Here is a 20,936-nt window from a genome sequence, read left to right as displayed (position 1 = left end):
GAATTAGTTATGGAATCTCTGATTAAGTCCTTCGGCAAGCTTCCTTCGACAATCTCAGGACGAACGGAATTTATAGTTTTGGATTACACTACGCCGTGCCCAGAGAGTAAACAAAATGGATAGCCGAGTGTTTACGCGGCTAATCCACCCTTGCATTTTGCCTGTCGTTCGGCCTTATGATTTAGGTTTCCCCATCCGTCTTATGACAATGTCGTTGTCCCCCCGCCGCTCGACTCGGACGGGTAGAATACGGGCAACGGCGTCCAACATACTGTCCAAACGGTCGGAAGGAAATGCACCGCTGATACGCAGTGCCGCTAGGTTATTGTCTTCAAGCCGAATCTGCTTGTTATGGTATCGGGACATTTCGGTCAGCGCGTCATCCAGGCGGCGGGCATGGAAGATGAGTTGTCCGCGCCGCCAAGCCGTCAAGCTCTCGATGGGCTGGTTTTCTGCGGGAAGAAACTCACCGTTTTCTGCGTAGCTAACTTGTTGGTTTGCGGTCAATCGCCGCCGTTCCTTAGTTTCGACATCGACGATCCCTTCCCGGACGGCGACCAAGGTTTTCCCTGTTTGCCGGTAAACTTCAAAGGCTGTGCCTATGTCGGTGATGCGTCCATGCCCTGCGGTGACTTGAAAAGGACGTCGGCTATCGTGCGCAACTTGAAAATACACTTCGCCGTGGAGCAACTCAACAGTGCGTCGCCAGGGGGTAATGCTGACGTTAACCGCGCTGTCGGTATTCAGTTCCAGGCTGGAACCGTCGGCAAGTTTAAAAACCTGCCGTTCGCCTTTGGCGACTTGGTAGGTAAGCGGAAATATTATGCCCGCCTGTTGCCAGTATGTCGATAACCCCACGCTTAGCAATACCAACGCGGCGGCGGCATAAACGGTCATTCGATGCCTAGAACGGGGACGGTACTTTAACGCTTCATGACGTGCTTCAAAAGACAAGGCCTTAAGTGGCTCCATCCATTGCCAATGCCGTTTGACATCTTCATACGCTTGCTTATGCCGTGGATGTTCATTGAGCCAAACCAAAAATTCACGACGTTCCGCTGCACTGGCATCGTCGGCTTTAAGGCGCAAAAACCAGGTTACGGCTTGATCGCGGATAGGGTTTGGAGTTGGTTCGCTTGACACTTGGCTGGTTAGCTTCGTTTATTGGTTATGTAAGGTAAGACGGATAAGCCGATATTAGCCGCCAAATCAGCCCTGTTTGTGGTCGATTTCATCCAAACAGGATACCAAATAACGCAAGGCCTGTTGCACATAACGCTCAGAACAGCGTACCGAAATACCAAGCTTTTCTGCAATGTCTTTATGCGAATAGCCTTCCATACGGAACAGCACGAAGGCATGGCGTTGGAGTTCCGGCAGGTTTGCCAGCCAACCGGAAAACAATTGCAACCGCTCGGCAGTTTCGCACTGTTGCTCAGGCGTAACCTGGGTATTTTCAAGGCTTTCGATGTCGGCATCGTAATCTGAAAAACGGTCGCGGGTTTTAGAGCGTCGGTAATAATCGACCGCGACATTGGCTGCGGTTTGGAACAGGAATGTGCGTGGCTCCCGGATGGTTTCGGGATTGGGATATTGCAACACCCGCAAAAAGGCTTCTTGTACGATGTCCGCCGATTCCTCGTTAGGAAAACGACCACGGATAAACGCGAGCATCTCTTTTGAGTGCGCCTCAAACAAGGTGTTCAGCAAGTTGCGGTCAAGTTTGGTCATGGTACGGCAATGCCAGCCCCTGTTTTTTCTTTGTAAACATGTTGGAAAATAGCTTGTTCCACCTCCCTCTCCCTTTTGTGTATTTCAATCTACGGTCAATAAAATATCAAAACAACCGAATAACAAAGCAACATCAATGCCATACTACAATAACTTTTATAAAACAATAGGTTGAATTATTTTAAAAATCGATGAGAAACAAAAACCGTGTGATATCACACAACTCTGCGGCATAACGCGCAGTTTAATTGGCTAAGGGTGGGGTAGTGGATAGGTCGTAGTTGGGTGGATTAGATCCGCAAATTCTACGACCATAAATAGATGCAAAAATAAACCACGCGTCGTAATCCGCCCTTCATTAAGCGTTAATACTCAACCCGTACCGTGCCCATAAATGTCCGTGGTGCACCGTAATAAGCGGTACTGTCGTCAGTCCCCGAAAAATAATTGTGGTCGAGCAAGTTATCGACATTTAACTGGAAATGAGTCGTAGCCTTGCCTATGTTAAGGCTATAACTTGCCATAAGGTTGACGAGTGCGTAACCGGGAATTTGCCAGGTATTTCCTGGATTACCTTCCCGTTGGCTAACGGCATTGATGCCAGCCCCTAACTTGAATCCTTGAAGTTGCCCCGTCGTAAATTCATAGGTACTCCAAAGATTGCCATTGTGTAAGGGTACATTGGCAAAACGGCTACCGACTGGTGGAAATGCTAGAGCGTTACCTTTGGTAATTTCGGCAAATGGAGTATAGGCATAATTGGCGATTAGCTGCCAGCCGGGCAAAATTTCACCAGCGACATCAAATTCAACCCCATGGCTTTCCAGTTCGCCCGCCGCTATAACACCGAAAGGCCGGTCATTAGGATCGGGAATGCTGGTATTTTGTTTTGTCAGCTCAAAATAAGAAAACGTAGCCGTCAAGCGGTCATCAAAAAAGGAGGTTTTTAAACCGGACTCCCATTGTTTGGCCTTTTCAAAGGGCAAGGGCTTGCCAGACTTAAAACCATTTGAGGTACCGAAATTTTCGGAATAACTCCCATATACAGACAACCATTCTAACGGTTGCCAAAGAAGCCCGCCTCTGGGGCTTATTTTATCGTCTTCATTGCTGATCTTTCCTGCCACATTGTCACGTGTTGTAGCGTTGTCATAACGTAACCCTCCCAGGGCATATAGATTGAAAGGGAGTTCAAGTTGATCCTGCAGGTAAACGCCATACCATTCGGTTGTCCAGTTGAGCGGGCCGAAAGCATTTGCGGGTATTATCAAATTTGCTGGTGGCGCATTGGTGTGTATTGGCCTAAAAATATTAAATGCCGGTGTTTGGGAGATTGCGGGACAACAATATTGATTGACCAGTGATTCATCCGTCCGGTAATAATCGCCACCGACCATCAAGGTGTGTTTGACAGGCCCAGTACCAAATTTCCCAGTAAGGTCGACCGTATTAAAGTACCTGTCAGCTTTAGGGCCTCCAACAATCTGTGCTGCGGCCCGCCTTAAGGTCCCATTCGGCTGGGCATCCTCTAAGGCAAACGACCCCGGATTACCACCCTGGTCAAGAAAGTCTGCCAAAAATCGGTGGCGCAACGTCCAATTTTCATTGAAAGCATGCGACCAATTCATCCCGACCAACACATCGTCGGTAAATTCATTCGACCACGCTTCACCCAGGCTGACACCACGGGCAACGGGCGCAGGACGATTTGAGCCTGTAATCGGCGGGATGCCATTTTGAAGTTGGTCGTTGGAATGCAAATATTCCAATTCAAAGATGACTTGCGTTTGTGGACTGATATTCCATTTCAGGACTGGCGCCACCAGGACTCTATCGTTATAGACAAAGTCCTCAAACGAATCCGAATTTTCGTATCCTAAGTTGAACCGATAGAGCAAGTCACCATCTTTAGTGAGAGGGCCGGTGGCATCCAGTGTAGTGCGATAGAAATCAAATGAACCGAATTGTTGACCTAATGAATAATATGGTGTTGCTAAGGGTTGTTTGGTGGTGATATTGACAATACCGCCGGGTTGGGTACGCCCGAAAAGTATAGAAGCTGGGCCTTTCAATACATCGATACTTTGAATGTCGGCAAGGTCACGCTTCAGCCCGATGCCGCTGGAGTTGAATGTTGATGGGAAAAGTACACCATTGCGATACATGCTCGTATTATTGAACCCACGTATATTGAAGGAATCAACGCCACTGCCAATGCTGGAAGTACGTACTACCCCGCTCACGTTTTGCATAACCTTTTCGATACGTACAGCTTGCTGGTCTTTCAAGACTTGTTGCGTGACCGTTTTTACAGAAAAAGGCGTTGACATGATCGGCGTGTCGGTTTTTGTGGCTGTTGAGGTGCGACTTGCCGTATAGGATTTGTTATAGGGATCCGTTGTATTTGTCGGATCGTAAGGATCGGCTTCCACATCCGCTTCCACTGTCACTTTAGGTAATGTGGTATCGTCACTCAACAATTCCGGTTGTTTCGTATCCGCCACTTTCACCAAACCGCCCTGTTCCACCAACGTGACCGTCCCATTGGCAGTCTGCTTGGCGGACAAGCCCGTTCCATCCAGCAATTGTTGTAAGGCGCGTTGCGGGGTGTAGTTGCCTTCAATGCCGCTCGACCTTAATCCCGATGCATGTGAGGCGGGGTAGCTCAATTGCACGTTGGCGGCTTCGGCATAGTCGTTCAGTGCGCCGGACAGGCTTTGCGGCGGGATGTGGAAAGTTTGGGCTTGTGCCTCATTGAGAGAAAATAGTGAGTTGAATATCGCCAGAATGGTCAATGCCCATGTCTTCGTGCCTTTGTCAGTAGTTGTTTTTATAGTATTCACGTCTTCTCCAGTGTGGAATTTTCATCCGTTTTTGCGGATTCAGTATTAAGACGTTTGAGGCAGGGTTTTACCCCAAGAGGAAATGCAACTTTGTTACCGTTGAAGTGGTCGGCAATTTAGCCGACAGCTTTTGCCTGATGGATGCCTTGTGGCGCTTTATGCCGTTTGGAGCGCCTTTTTTGCAGCCAGCGGATAACCCCGGTCACAAACAGCACCGGACAAGCAAGGCCGCTTAAAAACACTAAGATGCGCCCTGTCCAGCCAAAGGCTTGCCCGGAATGCAACGGCCATTGCCAATGCGCGAACACCTCGCCAGCCGTACCCATAGCGGGATCATCCACATCAAGGATAGCGCCGCTGTAACGGTCTATCGCCACGCAACGACGATGTATCAAACTGCCCGGTTCTTCCACGCCGTCTTTACAAACGGAGTAAGTCCCGGTCGGTTCGGTCGCACCGTAAATCCAGTCGGCCCGCCCTGTGGGATAGCGTTTTTCGGCGATGCTTACCGCTTCTGCCATCGTGATGGATGGTTTTCCAGATGTCGGATCAGACTTAAACCAGTAACGGTATGTCACGGGGGAAAATAGTTCCAATACCGGCACGACATGCTGCGGCACATCCATATAGACTCCCGAAAACAACACCGGAATCAGCACGATTGCCGAATAAAAGCCAAAAGTCTTGTGCAGGTCGAAGTTCAGCCGTTCCGCACTGGCCTTAAATTTGATTGTCATGGCCTGTCGCCATTTTCCGGTCAGCGGCCACCAGACCACCAGCCCGGTCAGCGTAGAAATGATCAACAAAGCGCCCATAATACCGACGACCAAGTAGCCTGGGTCTTCGCCCAAAAACAAGGCGTAGTGAAGCTCGAAAATAAAACCGATGAAGGTAAGCGGAAAAGGGCTGTCAGAAGAGCCCATCAACCGCTTGTCGATGACCTTGGCGGTATAGGGGTCAACGTAAACTTCCCAACTTTCGGTTACGCCGTCCTTATTCCCCGTCAATGGCAAGGAATAGGACATCTTGAATGCGGCCTCGTTGTTGCGCGGATAGCTGGCAAACGTATTCGCCGCATTGCCCGGCATGGCTTTATGCCCCGCCTGAAAAATCTCAGCCAGCGGTTTGTAAACAGGATTAATTTCCGGCACTTTCACCGTCAGAAGTTTCGGGTTCAACAGTTCATTGATTTCCAGATGAAACACCAGGATGCTGCCGGTAATGCCGAAAATGGACAAGAACAAACCCAACACCAAACCCAGCCACAAGTGCACATCCAGCCAGAGTTTGCGGCGGGATTTAAGTTTCAGCAAGCGGGTACGTTTGGTGTCCTGCCTGTTTACGGTTTCGCCTTGCGGCAAGTTATGGTCGAATAGCTTCATCGTTTTTTACCTACACGCCAGGGAACGCTACATGCACCTGGCGTGCATGGTTTACACTAATACTCAACCCGTATCGACCCAATGGCCGTCAGCGGCGCACCGGGGGCAATGCCCAGGCTTGAAGCAATATTGGAATCAGGGTCAGTCGATTCGTAATAGGTTTTATCCAAGAGGTTACGGATGTTGAACTGCGTGGTGACCTTGGTGGGCCCCATCTTCATTTTATAGGCGGCAAAGGCATCCATCCTGACATAACCCGGCATTTGGAAACTATTGGCAAAATCGCCTTGCCGCGCTCCCGCAGCCACACCGCCCAAACCAAAACTAAAGCCTTCTTGCGATCCATAACCATTGAGGTCGTACTTGACCCACAAGCTGCCCGAATGCTCAGGAACATTGGGCATCCTATTTCCGGCAGTATTGCCGCCATGATCTACGAGTATCCTTGCATCAGTAAAGGCATAGCTGCCAATCACGCTCAATTTATCCGTGACCTGTCCCGTCACGTCCAGTTCTATCCCTTGGCTTCGTTGCTTATTGGCAATCTTGTCATTGATATTGACCGTACTCAAATCAAGCACAAGGATATTATCCTTAACCAGATGGTAATACGCCAAAGTTGCCAACAGCCGATCATCAAACAACTGGGTTTTTAAGCCCACTTCAAACTGCTCACCCCTTTGTGGGTCGAAGGTTGAACCGTTGGCAGCGGGTGCATTATTGGCACTGAACGAAGTCGTCCAATTGCCATAAATCCCTAGTTCTTTGATGGGTTGGTAAAGAATCCCAACCCGTGGGCTAAAGCCTTCGTCTTTGCGTGACGGCAGGGTCGCTTCAGAAAGGTTAAAAGAGGTCGTATAAGAAAAACCCGTATCCGCCCAATCGTAACGTCCGCCACCCAAAATATGCAGTTTGTCCCAAAGGGTGATGTGATCCTGGAAATACGCGCCGTACCATTGGTTATTGAAAACGGCAAAGCCGGTATTGGCACAGCAATTGGCAGGGCGTGCCAGGGTTTGCCGAATCAGCGCAGGACTGATGCCATAGCTGGGTGCTGGATTGAAGATATTGATATTAAGTGCCGGATTGGGGTCGTTGTATTCACCGAAAGAATGGTACTTTTGGGTGGACTGGAAGAAGTCGAAACCCACTAGGGTTTCATGCTTGGAAAAACCTAGCCGGAATTTTCCGGTCAAATCCAGGTTCGTGGCATAGGTTTCATTATGGGTAATTTGACCGAAAATATTGCGCTTGAGGGTGCCATCCGGCAACAGCGCAAGCTCCCTGGGGCCAAATGTGGGGGTCGGATTGACAAAGCTGGACGCCTCATCGTCAAAGCTGGCGAGAAAACGGTTATGTATCGCCCAATCGTCATTAAAGCGGTGATTTATTTCAGTGCTGACTTGTGCTTTGGAGATATGGTCCACCGGGCTATTGGGATCATCCAGCGAACGGCTGATGGGGATAGGCGCTGGTCGTTTGCCGATTGACGGGATACCGAAATCCGCCTGATAATCCTGATCCAGCCCTTCAACGCTTAAGGTTAGATCGGTTTTATCCGTGGGTCGCCAGGTGATGCTGGGGTTGACCAATACCCGATCGGTAAAAATAAAATCCCGGAAGGAATTATTGTTTTGATATGCGCCGGTAAAACGGTACAGCACGGTTTTATCATCGGTAACGGCCCCGGTCGCATCCCACTGGGTACGGTAATAATCGTACGAGCCGAACTGTTGCTCCAGTGAATAATATGGAATATCCAAGGGTTTCTTGGTGGTTACATTAACCAAACCGCCGGGTTCGATTCGGCCAAACAGAACAGCCGCCGGGCCTTTGAGCACGTCAACGCTTTGCACGTTGCCAGCATCGAATTCGGACGAAAAGCCATCGGCGTTAGCCAATAGGCCGTTACGGTATACCCTACTGTTGCGAAAGCCGCGAATAATAAAGCCGTTGCCGCCTCCCAAAGTGGGTTGCGCCCGCACACCGCTGACATTTTCCAGCGCGTCTTTTATGCGGGTGGTTTTCTGGTCGTCCATTACTGACCTCGGCACGACTTGCACGGAAACGGGGGTATCGAAAATGGGCGTGTCGGTTTTGGTCGCCGTTGCGGATTTCCTTGTCGTATAGGCTTTGTTATAAGGGTCGGTTGCCCAATTGGGGTCGTCGTAGGGATCACCCGAGTCGGCTTCTACCGTCACTTTAGGCAAGGTAGCGTCACTTGGCTGACTAGTATCCGCCACTTTCACCAACCCGCCCTGTCCTACCAACGTGGCCGTGCCATTCGTAGTTTGTTTAGCGGACAAGCCCGTTCCTGTCAGCAATTGTTGTAAAGCTTGTTCTGAGGTGTAGTCACCGTCGATGCCGTTCGACCTTAATCCCGCCGCTTGCGAGGCGGGATAGCTCAGTTGCACATTCGCCGCTTCGGCATAATCGTTCAACGCACCGGACAGGCTTTGCGGCGGGATATGGAAGGCTTGGGTTTGTTCGCCAGCGATAGTAAACGGTGAGTTGAGTATCGTCAGGATGGTTAATGCCAATGTCTCGCCGCCCTTGTGCCTTGTCGTTTTTATAGTTTTCAACGCCTTCTCCTGTGTGGGATCTTCATCCGTTTTTTATGGGTTCAGAATAAAGACGTTTTAGCCCTCAAATTACCCCAACAGGAAAGTGAAAATTTTTTCAGTTTGGCATGTTTGTTTATCTTGGAATCAGGCGCAGGTCGTGTTTTTTCCTGGTGAATCCATGGCCAACGTTAAACTAAACCGATGTGTACTATTGATTCGGCCTTGTGAAGTATTAAGTTTCCGTTCGCCTTGAGCCTGTCGAAAGGCGGTGTGTACTTCGACAAGCTCAGCACGAACGGTTCAGACATTAAAAGGCCGAATCTATAAGCTGAGTCAGGCTGGCGTTTAAATGTGATTGCAAACAGTGCAATCACATAATCACGACCAGCCAAGGCGTTAGCCGGTACATCTTGATTGGCAAGGTTTGTTCCAGCGCCTGCAGCGCTTTATCGGGGTTGCGGATATCAAAACGTCCGCTGACTTTCAGTGCCTTCAACCGGCTATTTTTGATAATGACCGTGCCATTCCGGTAACGACTGATTTCTTTTATGACAACGCCCAAGTTCGCGCTATCGAACACAAGATGGCCGGATGTCCACGCACTGGCCTTGGTCGCCGAAACTTGTTGGATTCTCCCTGTGACTTCGCCGACGGTAAGCTGGTCGTTGACATGCAAAATCGCGGGTTGTTGCTGGTTTTGGCTGACGGCAACAACACCGTTTATGACAGTTATGGTATCGGAATGTTGGTCTTCGCGGACGATGAATCGGGTACCCAACACCCGCGTTTGGCTGAATTGGGCATCGACCAAAAATGGCTGTGCGGTATTGCGTTTAACCTCGAACAACACTTCACCTTGCAGCAAGTGGATTTGCCGCGTGTTACCCTGAAAATTGGCCTTGACCGCCGATTGGGAATTCAGCGTAATCGTGCTGCCGTCAGCCAGTTGTATGCTGCGTGATTCGCCGACGCTGGTGCAATAGTCGGCCTGTAAGCAGTTGAGGTAGGGCTGCAAAATGACGGCTGCCAGGATAAGACTGGCAGCTATTAGCGGGACGGCGAACCGATAATGCAGCGATGAAAATCGGGACTGCCGTTTACCCTGGCTTGATAGCGGGATAGCCTTAAGTCCTTTGCTTAATGCCGAGTCGTCCCAAAACGCCTGGATTTCCTCAAAGGCTTTGCTATGGGCAGGGTCGGCTGCCAGCCATCGTTGGAAATGCCGTCGTTCTTCCTCGGTGACCTGCCCGTTACGCAACTTGGCAAACCAGTCGGCTGCCTGTTGGGAAATTCGGCGTTGGCCTAAATCGCTAACCTCGGAGGGGTCATTGGGTTGAGAAGTCATAAGGGCATTATATACGTCGAAAACTAACACACTAAATCCGCTTGTTATAGTAAAGACGTTTACTGCAGGCTATTCCCTCAATTTACTTTTGCCGGGCGGCAAGAAGTGCTGACCAAGCTGGTTGCGGCAATGCTGGATCCCCCGGCTGATATGCTTTTCCACCGCACTTTCGGAGATGCCCAAGTGAAGTCCGACATCCAGGTAACTCAAGCCGTGCAGCCGATTCAGGACGAAAACATCCCGCGTCCTGGGCGGCAATTCCAATAAGGCCGCCTGTAACAATCTTGACCATTCAGCTTCAGACACTTCCTGTTCCGGCGATGCCGCCAGGGTTTCTTCGCCGTGATGGTTATACTGCTCCACATGACGTTCAACGACCTTGTTATGGCGGACGTAATCCACAGCCAAGTTAGCCGCCGTCCTGAACAGGAATCGGCGGGGATGGTCGATGGCACTCTCCCCGGCTGTCCGGACCAGGATGACAAACGACTCATGCGCAATGTCTTCGGCAGTGTCGGGACAATGGAGCTTACGGGTGAGAAAGCCCAACAGATCGCGTTGGCAGTCGGTATATAAGGCGGAAATATCGGCGTTCATGGTAAGGCATACATATCTGCGGCTAATCCAGATAGAAAGCAAATTATGTGCCTTATTAATTATAATGTTTAATCAATAACTTATATTGTAATCGCTGTAAAAAGTGTGTGATATGAAGCACCCACTGCGTCATATCACACACTTTTTTGTGGCTGTACGAACGTCACCCAAATAAGTTTAATAAATTCATTTACTTACATTGCTGGCGCAATACTTGCTTTGCTTATTGATTGCCAACTTATCCCTTATAAGAATCAACTTACGCTGCCGTTGGCAATGATTTGAAAATAATTTTAATAAGAATTTTTAGGAACCAACAAAATGCATAAACCTTATTTCCATAACAAAAAAATTGCACTAAGCGTGACAAGCGCCTTCCTCATTGCGCTGGGCATTAGTTTCCAGGCATATGCCCATGAGAACTTACAACCCTGCCGGATTTTGATCGCCAAACAATTGTTTGACGGCATTAATTATCCGCAAGCCAACATGGCTGTACTGATTCAAGGCGACAAAGTCCAACAAATCGGCACACCGGAGTCGTTAAGCGGGCTTTGCCGCAAGAAAATCAACCTTGGCGACGCAACCCTCATGCCGGGCTTTATCGAATCCCATGCCCATGTCACTTTCCAAAACGTCAGAAAAGACAAGGTGTTGGAACACGGCATCACTACAGTCCAAGACACTGGCGGGCCTTTACAGCCTATAGAAGGTGGTAACGGTAAACTTCGTTTGTTGAGTGTCGGCCCAATTATCCAAGCAGTTGGCGGTTATCCGTTAAATATATTCACCCCTGAAGATACACTGGGTGGCTTGGATAAAATCGGTATTACTGTTTCGACCATTGAAGAAGCTCAGAAGGTAGTGCAGCAATTGGTTGATGGCGGCGCGACGGCTGTAAAAATTGCGCTTGAGCCGGGCGGTGAAATAGGTGCGCCTTGGATGCAACCCCACGGCGACCATCCTATTCCACCCGCGCCTTGGCCGATCCTTTCTGATGACATCGTGCAGGCGATTGTGACAAAAGCGCATATACTGGGCAAGCGGGTTATTGCCCATGTCGGCGAGCAAATCGGCTTCGACCGTGCCGTGGCGGCTAAAGTAGACGAGTTGGCACATACGCCTTGTGCGACAATCAGCGATGCTTCGCTACAAGCTGCGGTTAACAATGGGATAACCTTCGTGACCACACTGGACACCTTGGCTTCTTGCGGCCCAAATGGACTGCATGCCAATGCGTTTAGTTTAGGATTAAAAGGCGCAAATTTCATCTATGGTTCTGAAGTGGCTCACGACAATGTGCCTTGGGGCATCAACGGCGAAGAAATGCGCACGATGATGCATTTGACCCACGGCGCAGACGCCATCAATTTCGACGATGTTGTTAATGTATTCAAGTCGGCCACTTCTAAAGCAGGACAACGGTTAGGTGTGCATCCTTTGCTTGGTACATTGGTTCCGGGAGCGCCTGCCGATATCATTGCAGTACGCGGCAATCCTTTCGAACGCTTCAAAATCCTGGAATATCCTGATTTGGTGATGTCTGGCGGACGGTTGGTGGTCAATAAATTTTAAGCCATCGATGATTCGGCCCGTTGTTGTTTGAAACCGTTATGCTGAAATTGTCGAAGTACGCTTGCTTTTCGACAGGTGAAACTCCATAAGGCTGAACCAATAAGCTTTTGATTACACAACCTAAAAGGCAAGCCCCCCTAGTACTGCTAACGGGGCTTGCCTTTAATTTCGGCTTGGGAAGCCAGCAAATGCCATCTTATGACCGCTTACTTTTTGCTCTTGATTGAAAATAATCGAATCCACACACCAGCCATTTCGACAAGTTGGCAACCACCCGACTCATAAAGGGAAGGGCTGTTTGCGCCAATACATTCATCCATTGGTCTATTGCTACAAGCAGTTGATAGGCCGATTTTTTAAGCCGTGCCTTGAAATCCCTTAAGCCCCTAAAACCGACTGCCCGATCCTGAACCTTACCCTTACGGTGCAACCAACGCACGAGACCGCTTAGGTACAGGAAAAACAAGCTTTGCCCGGCAAGGAACCAGCAAAACCGCCCGAATGCGCCCAACGCTTCGCCCGTATGCAACGGCCACATCCAAGTGATTAAGGTTTCCCCGGCACTGAATGCAGTAGGATTCCTGACTTCTTTAATATGGCCGCTCCATCGGTCTACCCAAACCGTCGTATAGGGGTGTCGTAGGTTCACTTCACTTTTTTGGCGCAAGTTGACCCGATAAACACCGCTGTTACCGTCGGGTGTGGTCMCCCGCCGCAACTCGGCATTCGGGAACGGGCCACGGGCAATAAATTCGGCGGCTTCCAAAAGAGTAGGGTGGCCATTAGGGCTCGCCGTACTGCTGATGGTACGCCCCGTTTCCCCATGCGCCATCCCCGTTGAGCCGGAGAGGTTTTCCAAGATCGAGGGAAAACTAAGATGGAATCCGGTCATGGCGAGCAATAACAAGACTGGGGCAGTCAGTATACCTACCAGACGATGCAAATCGAACAGCAACCGCATCAAGCCAGTCCTTAACCTGACTTTTAGTGCCAATCGAATGTTTTGCACCCCAGGGCACCACAAATACAGCCCAGTACAAACCGACACCATCATCAATAAGCTGCAATAACCGACGATATCCCAACCAGCTTGGTCGAATTGTAACTGCGTGTGCCAATCCAATAGCCAAGTGGCCACTGTTTGCCCCCAAAAGCGGCTCGCCACCACTTCCGCCGTATAAGGGTTGACTGATACCATCAAGGGCGCATAACGCTCGAAATAAGTCTCCCTGGGTTTGTCGAACCAAGCGGTTATCATGCCATCGGCCGATCTGGGCATTTCCAATGTCCATTCACCATGACGGTCAGGATGTACCGCCCGAACAGATGCCATGATATCGTCTAGCGATTGATAATCGCCTTGTGCTTCCTCAACCACCAATTGCGGATTCAACAACGCATCCAATTCTTCACGGTAAACGCAAATACTCCCCGTGAAACCCAACACAGCAAAAATAAAGCCCACGCCCAGTGCCAGGCACAGATGGACACTGAGCCACGCCTTTCTGGTGAACCATTTTTTAATTCGTATTCGCCTTGCGCCATATTGAAGCAAGCGAACAAATGCAGACACACAAATAGTCGCTAGGCGTATTAACCGTTTTTTTGGGGGCGTTTGCATGCTATTGAAGGTAGGCGGTAGTCGTTATGCAAGTAGAATGGCGGTAAGGCCAGCAGTGTTACCGCCAATTATACCCAACACATCAACTAGCTGCATTCGGCGAATATATTCTAATGCCTACAAGCACCACTTCTAACACCTAAGGGGTAATGAATACGGCTAAGTCGTATATGATAGCGCGACAAATCCGCTTAACTTATTTGCCTTGCGGTATTAATACGGCACATTAATAGATCCCATAAATGTGCGGCTGAGCCAAAATCAAAAATGCGCTGAAGGTTATGCCTTTGGATGCGTCAATGCTCAATGCATCGGCCTTTCGACCGCATTATCGAATGAGAAATTTTGGGAGACAACATGAGTTGACGAATGGCCCAATTCCACCAATGCGATGACTTCTTCACATGTGAACACTTCCTTGGGGTCGTTGTAAATCGCTTCTGCCAAGGCCTTGATGGCTTGCCAGTTTTGCCTGTCGTTAATAAAGCTGTACGCAGCCAGAAACAGTTCCGCCAGTTTTTTGCGCTGTTCGGCTTGGTTGTCGGGTAGCAGACAGGCCATATATCCGTCGATTATCTTCAACTCTTGGTCGCCGCCGTAAAACTTCAACGCGCCCAAATAAACCAAGTTGGCATTGAAGACTTCACCATCGCGCAGGGCGACATATTTCGCCTCGGCCAACGACCCGACCAGCAGGTTGACGACATCCGCTTCAAACGCGCATTGGCACTGGCGTTTTTCAAGGGGCGACAACAACCGCGTCGCACTCTCATAAGAATAAGGCAAATAAGGGATTAAGCGGCCACCTTCCAGCCTTGCCGCATACCTACCTGGCGTTCGCGTTAATCGCCCACCCATACCAACCTTTAGCTCAGGCAGCCTTACCGCGACCTGGAAATGCAGCGCAGGCAAGTTTTTCTGCTGGTTGCCCAGGTAGACGGCAACGGCCAGCCCAGCCTGATGGTAAGCGTTACGCCGGCCAATATGGATGGGCGGGATTGTGGGTATGGCTAAGGTGTTTGGGTTTATTTTCATGGTGGCACCGAGGTAAAAAAATGCGGGCTAAGTAAGCCAAACCGTCTAAAATAACCCGCAAAGAGAGGAAGGATGCGACGGATGGGTGATGACCCCGTCGCTTGAAATTGAGGATGGTTTGCATTCGAGTAATCGCCCGAGTTATGGTCGTCGCCCTAACTTAGGAGTTTGGCCCTTTATGGGTGATTTCCAAGGCCTGTAATGAATTGACACAATTTTCTGTCGTTTTTAATTGCGGATTGTCATAGCATTCCTTATTTTGTGCCAAGGCATCTTTGGGGTTAGCCATATACCATGCAAGGGATTTAATCTCCGGCATTTTTGTTTCTCGGAAATTTTGCATAGCCACAACACCTGAGGTCAAAATTATCGCTAAGGCGACTAAAGACGTTAAATTCGATGGCAGCCAGTTAAACCGAGTGATCGGTTCAATTCTATTTGTCATGGGTACGGATAGCAGGTCACTTATCTTCATAGGGATGTCTCCGATTTATGTTTAAGCTTAAACTTCCTAGAAAAAGAAGGCAGGCTGATAGTGATGTTATCAACCCACCCTTAAAGAGGAAGGATGCAACTTACGCGGCAATGAAGCCGGATAAGCAAAAGTACAACAATACTGCAATGCCAAGCTGTGGGCGGAGGGGGTAGCCACCGCAATACCACAGGGTAGACAATTAATGTAAAGCAATTGCTATGCCAACAGATTCGGATCAGTAAAGGCCTAAAGCGCTTTAAATCGACCTTTCAGTCTTTCGTCATGATTTACATATCTTATTGATTAAACAGTAGAATAGTAGAGCTGCCTATCCTGGTCAGTAATATCGCACCCATCAAAAAACATTTTATTCAAGGTTGAATTTTTTCGGTTTTTTTAAAGTTGTGTTATTCCACACAGTTTATGGAGTTTTAGGCATCCTCGGAAACGCCTATCCTGAGCGGCTTTCAGGGAAAAGTGCGTGATATGCCGCAACGGGTATGTGATATCGCACAGCTTTTAGGCCGAATTTTGGGGTCAAACGGGACATTTTGCCTAAATCACAAGTTTCACCCAATTAAACCTAGCACAGGGTTTTAGTTGCACAAAAATGTTGGTTGCGGCTTCAGCCCTGAGGAAGGGGTGATTTAATAAAATTGTGCCTTATGACATCGTTTAATTGAATTATTAGGGTTTTGTTGTTAACGTGAAACCGTAATAACTTAATGGAGTCCCCCTCTCATGAAATTACGTACACTTTTGATTACCCTGGCCTTGTCGATTTCTTTGGTTTCGACCGGTGCATGGGCGAAAACCCATCCTAAGCATTGCGATGCCCACAAAACCGCCGCTGCCCATGATTGCGCTAAACATTGCGCATCACATCCTGGCGCTAAAAGCGGAGCCTGTGCGAAGCATTGCTCCGCAGAAACTACCGCTAAAGCCCATGTGTGCGATACCCCGCATTGCGACAGCCACTTGGTAGCGGCGGCGAAAAATTGTTCTACCGTCAATTGCTCAACCCACACAGGTGCGGCAGCGCATAACTGTAGTGCCGAGCATTGCGCCAAACACGGCGGCAACATGGCTGATTGCTGTGGCACAACGCAACGTTGTGATGTCTAAAGGTATCACTGGGAGTGATTGACTAAACCCCAGGTTGCAGGACCGGCGGGGCATGGTGTCCCGCCGGTTAAAGTTACATTCATTTAAGCCTTTTCGCGAAGGCGGCTAAGCATAGCCAATCAATCAACCCGAATTAACTGAAAACCCTTATCGGCCGTATTCCAAGTCAAGAACATCCGTTTGCCGTCATGGATTAGTGCAGGATGCGCCGATGCAGAAATAGTCTCGGCAAGGCTTTTCGGCGGTGACCACTTTAAACCGCTATCATCTGACCGTACGGCTAAAACCTGTGTTTTTTTGCCGTCAAACTCTTTCCAAACAATAGCGACCTTTTTCCCAAGCGCCATCACGTCCGCTCGACCCGGCAGCTTATTGGAGTCACCGATGGATAATGGGCGACTGAAGGATTTCCCTTGGTTCACTGACCATGCATAAAACAGCCCGCTCTGCGCCTTACCTTGGCTAAACCAAGTGATATGGTAGCGCCCATCATTGCTTATGGATAAGGCCGGGCCGTGCGTTGGACAACCTTCAATTTTCCAGTCGTCATAAGTCACACGCCAGGGTGCGCTCGCCGAGCCGTCCTCGAGCAGCTTGAACATGCCGTGATCTCTGATATTGCCTGGGTACACGAATCGGGCCAACACCACCGGACGACCGTCCACATCCAGTGCAACCGCACTGCGGCAACAGGAGCAAATGTTCTTGGCGGTGCGTTGGTCTTGTGGCATGGCTTTGGAGGGATCGGCGGCGACATGGTAAATCGACAAATCCCCACCGCCCTGTTTGGCATATTCCGCTGCATCGCGGTCGTCGTGCCATAAAAAATGCACCTTGCCTTTCGGATCGGTCAACATCTCCGTTTGGTAATGGACATGGGTGTCGGCCTTGGAGCTGACTTTGACAGGCTCGCTAAAGTGGATGCCATCATCGGATTGGCTGAAATAGGAAGTAAAATCTTGCTTATCATCCGCGAAATACAGCACATACACCCGGCCTTGCTTATCGACTGAAATCGACGGCGGGTTCTCATCCCAAAAATTCATCGGTTGCGGTTTAGGGTTGATGCGCATTGGCTTGCTGAAGGTCTTACCGTAATCCAGGGAAAAATCCACCGCAACCGCATCTTTCGACGGCAGCACCCGCCACAACCGCCCATCCGGGCCAAAAGCGGCGGCGGTAAAGAGGTCCTGGTCGGGTTTCGCTTCTTCCGAATAAGCAAAGTTGCCTACAATCGACGAAGATAAAATCGCTATCAGGAATGCCGTCGCTATCCGGCAAAACCTAGGGAGGATTTCCACGTTATATTTTGGCATTGGTTTTCTCAACAGTAGTGACCTGAATGTTTAATGGAATCAACTTGTCCATCGGCCTCAGCATTCAAGGTCGATACTGACAACGCTTATAGATTCGGCCTTTTAATGTCTGAACCGTTCGTGCTGAGCTTGTCGAAGCACACACCGCCTTTCGACAGGCTCAAGGCGAACGGAAACTTAATACTTCACAAGGCCGAATCAATAATCGTGTCAAAACTGCTAGGCAGGCGTAAATTCCACGTCCATCTATAAGACGTTTAAAGCCAGTGAAAACCCCAGCGGGGGTAGGATTATTTTTGAATTTTTTCGTCAATCGGGATTTATGGCACAAGCGACTTTCTTAAGGAGACTCCAAACAAGTCCTTAGCCAAGCTCATGACAAACGGTAAGGCGTTGATTCCGTTCGTGGTGAGTGTGTCGAACCATGAGCGGAATCAACTTATTCAGAGATTCCTTAACTTGGAACTAATGAATAAACCGCAGAATCGTGCGGCACTCCCCAAATGACCAACCGATTACGTGCAATACATTCAAATCTCGCCCCAACCTTTTCGGCCACCCTGCGGCTGGCGATATTTTCTTCAGCGACTACGATTTCCAGCCGGGTCAGTTTAAGTTCCAGAAAACCGAAAGTTGTAATGGCCTGTGTAGCCTGTGAGGCAATACCCTTGCCTTGCTGCGATTGGCGAACCCAATAGCCAACATTCCCGAAATTATGTTCTTTGTTTATCTGATTGATGGCGATGCCGCCCAGCACTTGGTCGGTAGATACGGAGAAAAGGCCGTAATCGTAGGCTAGTCCAGCGGCAAGATTTTGATTGCAAAGTTTAAACCATGATTCGGCCTCTTGCAGTGAGTAGCCTTGGCGGCACCAGTCCGTCCATGCGCCTACCGTTGCGACGGATTCATGCACTGCTTCAACAAAAGATAAGGCATCGTTCTTACGAAATGGCCTGATATACACTTCTTGATTGACGGGTAATTTCATCTTTTTTCAAGTTCATAGGCCGGATTAGACGTGCAAACCTGCCGATTTTCAAGATATGCAAGGAGTATCCGTGCGTTGTTATCCGTCCTGGTATGCGCCCTAAGTCCTAATACTGCACACTGACCTGCCCCATAAATGTACGCGGCGTACCGAAACTTACACCAGCCCCATTAGAACCGACTGTTGGATCGATCTGGGTACGCACCGCAGTCGTGAAATATTTCTCATCCAGGAGGTTATCGACATTGAACTGGACGGTGACTTTGGCCTTGCCTATATCGCGGCTATAGGCCGCCATCAAACCAACGGTGGTATAGCCGGGTAATTTTTGTGAAGGTAATAAATTGAAGTTATTGTCGAATCCACCAAAGGTTGATTGCCCGTCCCGTACCGTGACCCCGCCACCAAATTTGAGCCCTTTCAATTCGGATTCCTGGACTTCATAAGTCGTCCAAAAGCTGGCGGTATTGCGGGGTACGTTTTGCACACGGTCACCAGGCTTGAGGCCAAGTGCACCTCCCGCGCCCCCTGATGAATCGCCCGATGTTGGGTCGTTAGTCCCGTTGGTCTTGGTGACGATGATATCGGTGTTGGACCAGGTGGCGATCGCATTCCAGCCAGGGAGGATTTCGCCCTGGATATCCAGTTCCGGCCCCCGGCTGCGGACTTCGCCGAGCGCGATGGCACAACGGCTACCGCCACAAATATGTGTGGGATTCGGGTCTGTGGACGGGACATTGGTCTTGGTTAGGTCGTAGTAGGCCAAGGTAGCACGCAAGCGCCCATCGAAAAATTGGGTCTTGATGCCGCCCTCGTATTGGGTGGCGCTGGTGGGTGCAATGGGCTTGCCGGGGAAAACCAGGGCGCCCGGATCATTGGCACCAAAACTTTCGACATAGTTGGCATACAAGCTTATCCAGTCTTTGGGTTGCCATAAAATACCGACTCGGGGTGTCACCGCATCCTGGCTCTGGGCAGTGGCAGTATTAGAGGCAGGAGAGTTGGGATTTATACTTGAATTGCTCTGGTGGAGATACTGGTAACGCAAGCCACCAGTGATATGGATACCATACGGCAGCTTGATCTGGTCTTGCGCGTACAAACCGTATTGGTCAGTTTGATTTTGAGATGTATTGTTACTGGCTGCACCCCCAAAATCCCCCTCGGGCGAGCCGGGGTTGACCGGGTTGTTGAGGCTGACCCAACTAACTTGGAAGGGAGTACTTGGATATTTAAAAGTGGTATTGGAGTTCATCCGGTAGTAGTCGCCGCCCACCAGCAAGGTATGCTTAAGGAAGCCCGTATCGAAATGGCCGACCAGATCTAGGTTGGTGGAATAAGTATTATACTGGGAACGCACTTCATTTTGCTGCCTTTGGACTAGTTTCCCACTCGGCGCTGGCAGCCCTCCTATCCCCAGCCCAAATGCTTGATCGGCAAGGGAGCCATCATCAAACACACCTGTTGGGACTATAAGACTTGGGATTGACGTGCCCATCTGATTGACCGAAAAACGGTGCTTGATGGCCCAGTCGTCATTGAACTGGTGCGACCAGTTGATGCCGCCAAAAATTGTTTCCGTGGTGGAAGGCGAATAAGCACCGAAATTGCGGTTGATGGGGATACGGAGCAAGGTTTTACCGTCCGGGCTGGTGGGCACAAACCCGAAATCAAGCCCACTGTGGGCATGGTTATATTCCAGCTCAAACGTGGCCTGGGTTTTCGGGCTGATATTCCATTTCAGCACTGGCGCAAAAAACACGTCTTCCGTGCCGACAAAGTCCCGGAACGAGCCGCTGTTTTGGTAGGACATGTTCATCCGGTACAACACATCCTTGTTATTGGCGATGGGACCGGAGGCATCCAGCGTCGTCCGGTAGAGGTCGTATGAGCCAAATTGCTGGTTCAGGGCATAGTAAGGCGTTGTCAACGGCTGTTTAGTGACCACGTTCACCATGCCGCCGGGTTCGACTAAGCCATACAGGATAGCCGCCGGGCCTTTGAGCACCTCGACAGATTCGACGTTGGCCATTTCCCTGCTTGCAGCGCCTTGTTGTAGCCTAAAGCCGTTACGAAAAAAGGTTTCGGAACTAAACCCCCGTAAAAAGATGTTTTGTGAAGCCCCCCCGCGTCCGTCCTGGACAGTGCGGGGGTTGCTGGTGGTAACACCACTGACGTTTTTCAAGGCATCACCCAACGTAATCACCTGCTGCTCCTTCAGCACCTGCTTTGAAATTATACCAATCCCAATAAGTATTAATATTATGAACATAGGGTTATAATCATAATTTAAAGTAAAGACTAAATATGGGAGGCAACGATCGCACGACCAAGACAAT

15 protein-coding genes are annotated in these 20,936 nt (G+C 49.6%); 2 read left to right on the top strand and 13 right to left on the bottom strand.

The genetic code is table 11. The features are described 5' to 3' along the window. Window positions 1-174 precede the first annotated feature (174 nt). The 7 genes from MGMO_RS09530 to MGMO_RS09500 all read right to left on the bottom strand — a co-directional run bounded on the left by MGMO_RS09530 (window position 175) and on the right by MGMO_RS09500 (window position 10,462). Window positions 175-1,143, bottom strand: a complete 969-nt coding sequence (locus tag MGMO_RS09530) for a FecR family protein (protein ID WP_023494844.1) — start codon at window positions 1,141-1,143, stop codon at window positions 175-177. Between the two features lie 66 nt (window positions 1,144-1,209). Continuing rightward, window positions 1,210-1,731 (bottom strand): RNA polymerase sigma factor, encoded by a 522-nt coding sequence (locus MGMO_RS09525; RefSeq protein WP_023494843.1) that lies wholly within the window; start codon window positions 1,729-1,731, stop codon window positions 1,210-1,212. Between the two features lie 365 nt (window positions 1,732-2,096). Beyond that, window positions 2,097-4,574 (bottom strand): TonB-dependent siderophore receptor, encoded by a 2,478-nt coding sequence (locus MGMO_RS09520; protein ID WP_023494842.1) that lies wholly within the window; start codon window positions 4,572-4,574, stop codon window positions 2,097-2,099. 116 nt (window positions 4,575-4,690) lie between these two features. Beyond that, window positions 4,691-5,956, bottom strand: coding sequence for a PepSY-associated TM helix domain-containing protein (locus MGMO_RS09515; RefSeq protein ID WP_023494841.1), 1,266 nt, complete (start codon window positions 5,954-5,956; stop codon window positions 4,691-4,693). Between the two features lie 56 nt (window positions 5,957-6,012). After that, window positions 6,013-8,529 (bottom strand): TonB-dependent siderophore receptor, encoded by a 2,517-nt coding sequence (locus MGMO_RS09510; protein ID WP_407656516.1) that lies wholly within the window; start codon window positions 8,527-8,529, stop codon window positions 6,013-6,015. Between the two features lie 361 nt (window positions 8,530-8,890). Further along, window positions 8,891-9,865 carry a FecR family protein gene (locus MGMO_RS09505; protein ID WP_036307366.1) on the bottom strand — a complete coding sequence of 325 codons (975 nt, stop codon included), beginning with the start codon at window positions 9,863-9,865 and terminating at the stop codon, window positions 8,891-8,893. Window positions 9,866-9,934: 69 nt separating this feature from the next. Continuing rightward, on the bottom strand, window positions 9,935-10,462 hold the full coding sequence (locus MGMO_RS09500; RefSeq protein ID WP_023494838.1) for an RNA polymerase sigma factor: 528 nt from the start codon (window positions 10,460-10,462) through the stop codon (window positions 9,935-9,937). A 321-nt stretch (window positions 10,463-10,783) separates the two neighbouring features. Here MGMO_RS09500 and MGMO_RS09495 point away from each other — a divergent pair, with 321 nt between their 5' ends. After that, window positions 10,784-12,037, top strand: coding sequence for an amidohydrolase family protein (locus tag MGMO_RS09495; protein WP_023494837.1), 1,254 nt, complete (start codon window positions 10,784-10,786; stop codon window positions 12,035-12,037). A 196-nt stretch (window positions 12,038-12,233) separates the two neighbouring features. Here MGMO_RS09495 and MGMO_RS09490 read toward each other — a convergent pair whose 3' ends face one another. From MGMO_RS09490 to MGMO_RS09480, 3 genes are all read right to left on the bottom strand, one after another. Next, entirely contained in the window at window positions 12,234-13,658 is a 1,425-nt protein-coding gene (locus MGMO_RS09490) for a PepSY-associated TM helix domain-containing protein (RefSeq protein WP_023494836.1), read from the bottom strand. A gap of 303 nt (window positions 13,659-13,961) precedes the next feature. Further along, window positions 13,962-14,693 (bottom strand): hypothetical protein, encoded by a 732-nt coding sequence (locus MGMO_RS09485; protein ID WP_023494835.1) that lies wholly within the window; start codon window positions 14,691-14,693, stop codon window positions 13,962-13,964. A gap of 160 nt (window positions 14,694-14,853) precedes the next feature. After that, window positions 14,854-15,168, bottom strand: a complete 315-nt coding sequence (locus MGMO_RS09480; RefSeq protein ID WP_023494834.1) for a hypothetical protein — start codon at window positions 15,166-15,168, stop codon at window positions 14,854-14,856. A 741-nt stretch (window positions 15,169-15,909) separates the two neighbouring features. Here MGMO_RS09480 and MGMO_RS09475 point away from each other — a divergent pair. Beyond that, window positions 15,910-16,293, top strand: coding sequence for a hypothetical protein (locus tag MGMO_RS09475; protein ID WP_023494833.1), 384 nt, complete (start codon window positions 15,910-15,912; stop codon window positions 16,291-16,293). Window positions 16,294-16,412: 119 nt separating this feature from the next. Here MGMO_RS09475 and MGMO_RS09470 read toward each other — a convergent pair whose 3' ends face one another. The 3 genes from MGMO_RS09470 to MGMO_RS09460 form a co-directional block, all read right to left on the bottom strand. Beyond that, complete coding sequence (locus tag MGMO_RS09470) at window positions 16,413-17,609, bottom strand: hypothetical protein (RefSeq protein ID WP_023494832.1); 1,197 nt, start codon at window positions 17,607-17,609, stop codon at window positions 16,413-16,415. Window positions 17,610-18,063: 454 nt separating this feature from the next. Then, a complete protein-coding gene (locus MGMO_RS09465; RefSeq protein WP_023494831.1) occupies window positions 18,064-18,597 on the bottom strand; it encodes a GNAT family N-acetyltransferase in 534 nt (177 codons plus the stop codon). Window positions 18,598-18,703: 106 nt separating this feature from the next. Next, a complete protein-coding gene (locus MGMO_RS09460) occupies window positions 18,704-20,869 on the bottom strand; it encodes a TonB-dependent siderophore receptor (protein ID WP_082458335.1) in 2,166 nt (721 codons plus the stop codon). Window positions 20,870-20,936 lie beyond the last annotated feature (67 nt).

Origin of the sequence: Methyloglobulus morosus KoM1 (assembly GCF_000496735.2) — a bacterium.
Taxonomy (GTDB): Bacteria; Pseudomonadota; Gammaproteobacteria; order Methylococcales; family Methylomonadaceae; genus Methyloglobulus; species Methyloglobulus morosus.
This window is presented reverse-complemented; position numbering and strand designations above follow the sequence as displayed.

Bases quoted from the DNA above. Each gene is read 5' to 3' on its own strand.
- MGMO_RS09480 (WP_023494834.1), bottom strand. From the start codon at position 15,168: ATGAAGATAAGTGACCTGCTATCCGTACCCATGACAAATAGAATTGAA.
- MGMO_RS09500 (WP_023494838.1), bottom strand. From the start codon at position 10,462: ATGAACGCCGATATTTCCGCCTTATATACCGACTGCCAACGCGATCTG.
- MGMO_RS09515 (WP_023494841.1), bottom strand. From the start codon at position 5,956: ATGAAGCTATTCGACCATAACTTGCCGCAAGGCGAAACCGTAAACAGG.
- MGMO_RS09475 (WP_023494833.1), top strand. From the start codon at position 15,910: ATGAAATTACGTACACTTTTGATTACCCTGGCCTTGTCGATTTCTTTG.
- MGMO_RS09525 (WP_023494843.1), bottom strand. From the start codon at position 1,731: ATGACCAAACTTGACCGCAACTTGCTGAACACCTTGTTTGAGGCGCAC.
- MGMO_RS09485 (WP_023494835.1), bottom strand. From the start codon at position 14,693: ATGAAAATAAACCCAAACACCTTAGCCATACCCACAATCCCGCCCATC.
- MGMO_RS09465 (WP_023494831.1), bottom strand. From the start codon at position 18,597: ATGAAATTACCCGTCAATCAAGAAGTGTATATCAGGCCATTTCGTAAG.
- MGMO_RS09460 (WP_082458335.1), bottom strand. From the start codon at position 20,869: ATGTTCATAATATTAATACTTATTGGGATTGGTATAATTTCAAAGCAG.
- MGMO_RS09505 (WP_036307366.1), bottom strand. From the start codon at position 9,865: ATGACTTCTCAACCCAATGACCCCTCCGAGGTTAGCGATTTAGGCCAA.
- MGMO_RS09495 (WP_023494837.1), top strand. From the start codon at position 10,784: ATGCATAAACCTTATTTCCATAACAAAAAAATTGCACTAAGCGTGACA.
- MGMO_RS09470 (WP_023494832.1), bottom strand. From the start codon at position 17,609: ATGCCAAAATATAACGTGGAAATCCTCCCTAGGTTTTGCCGGATAGCG.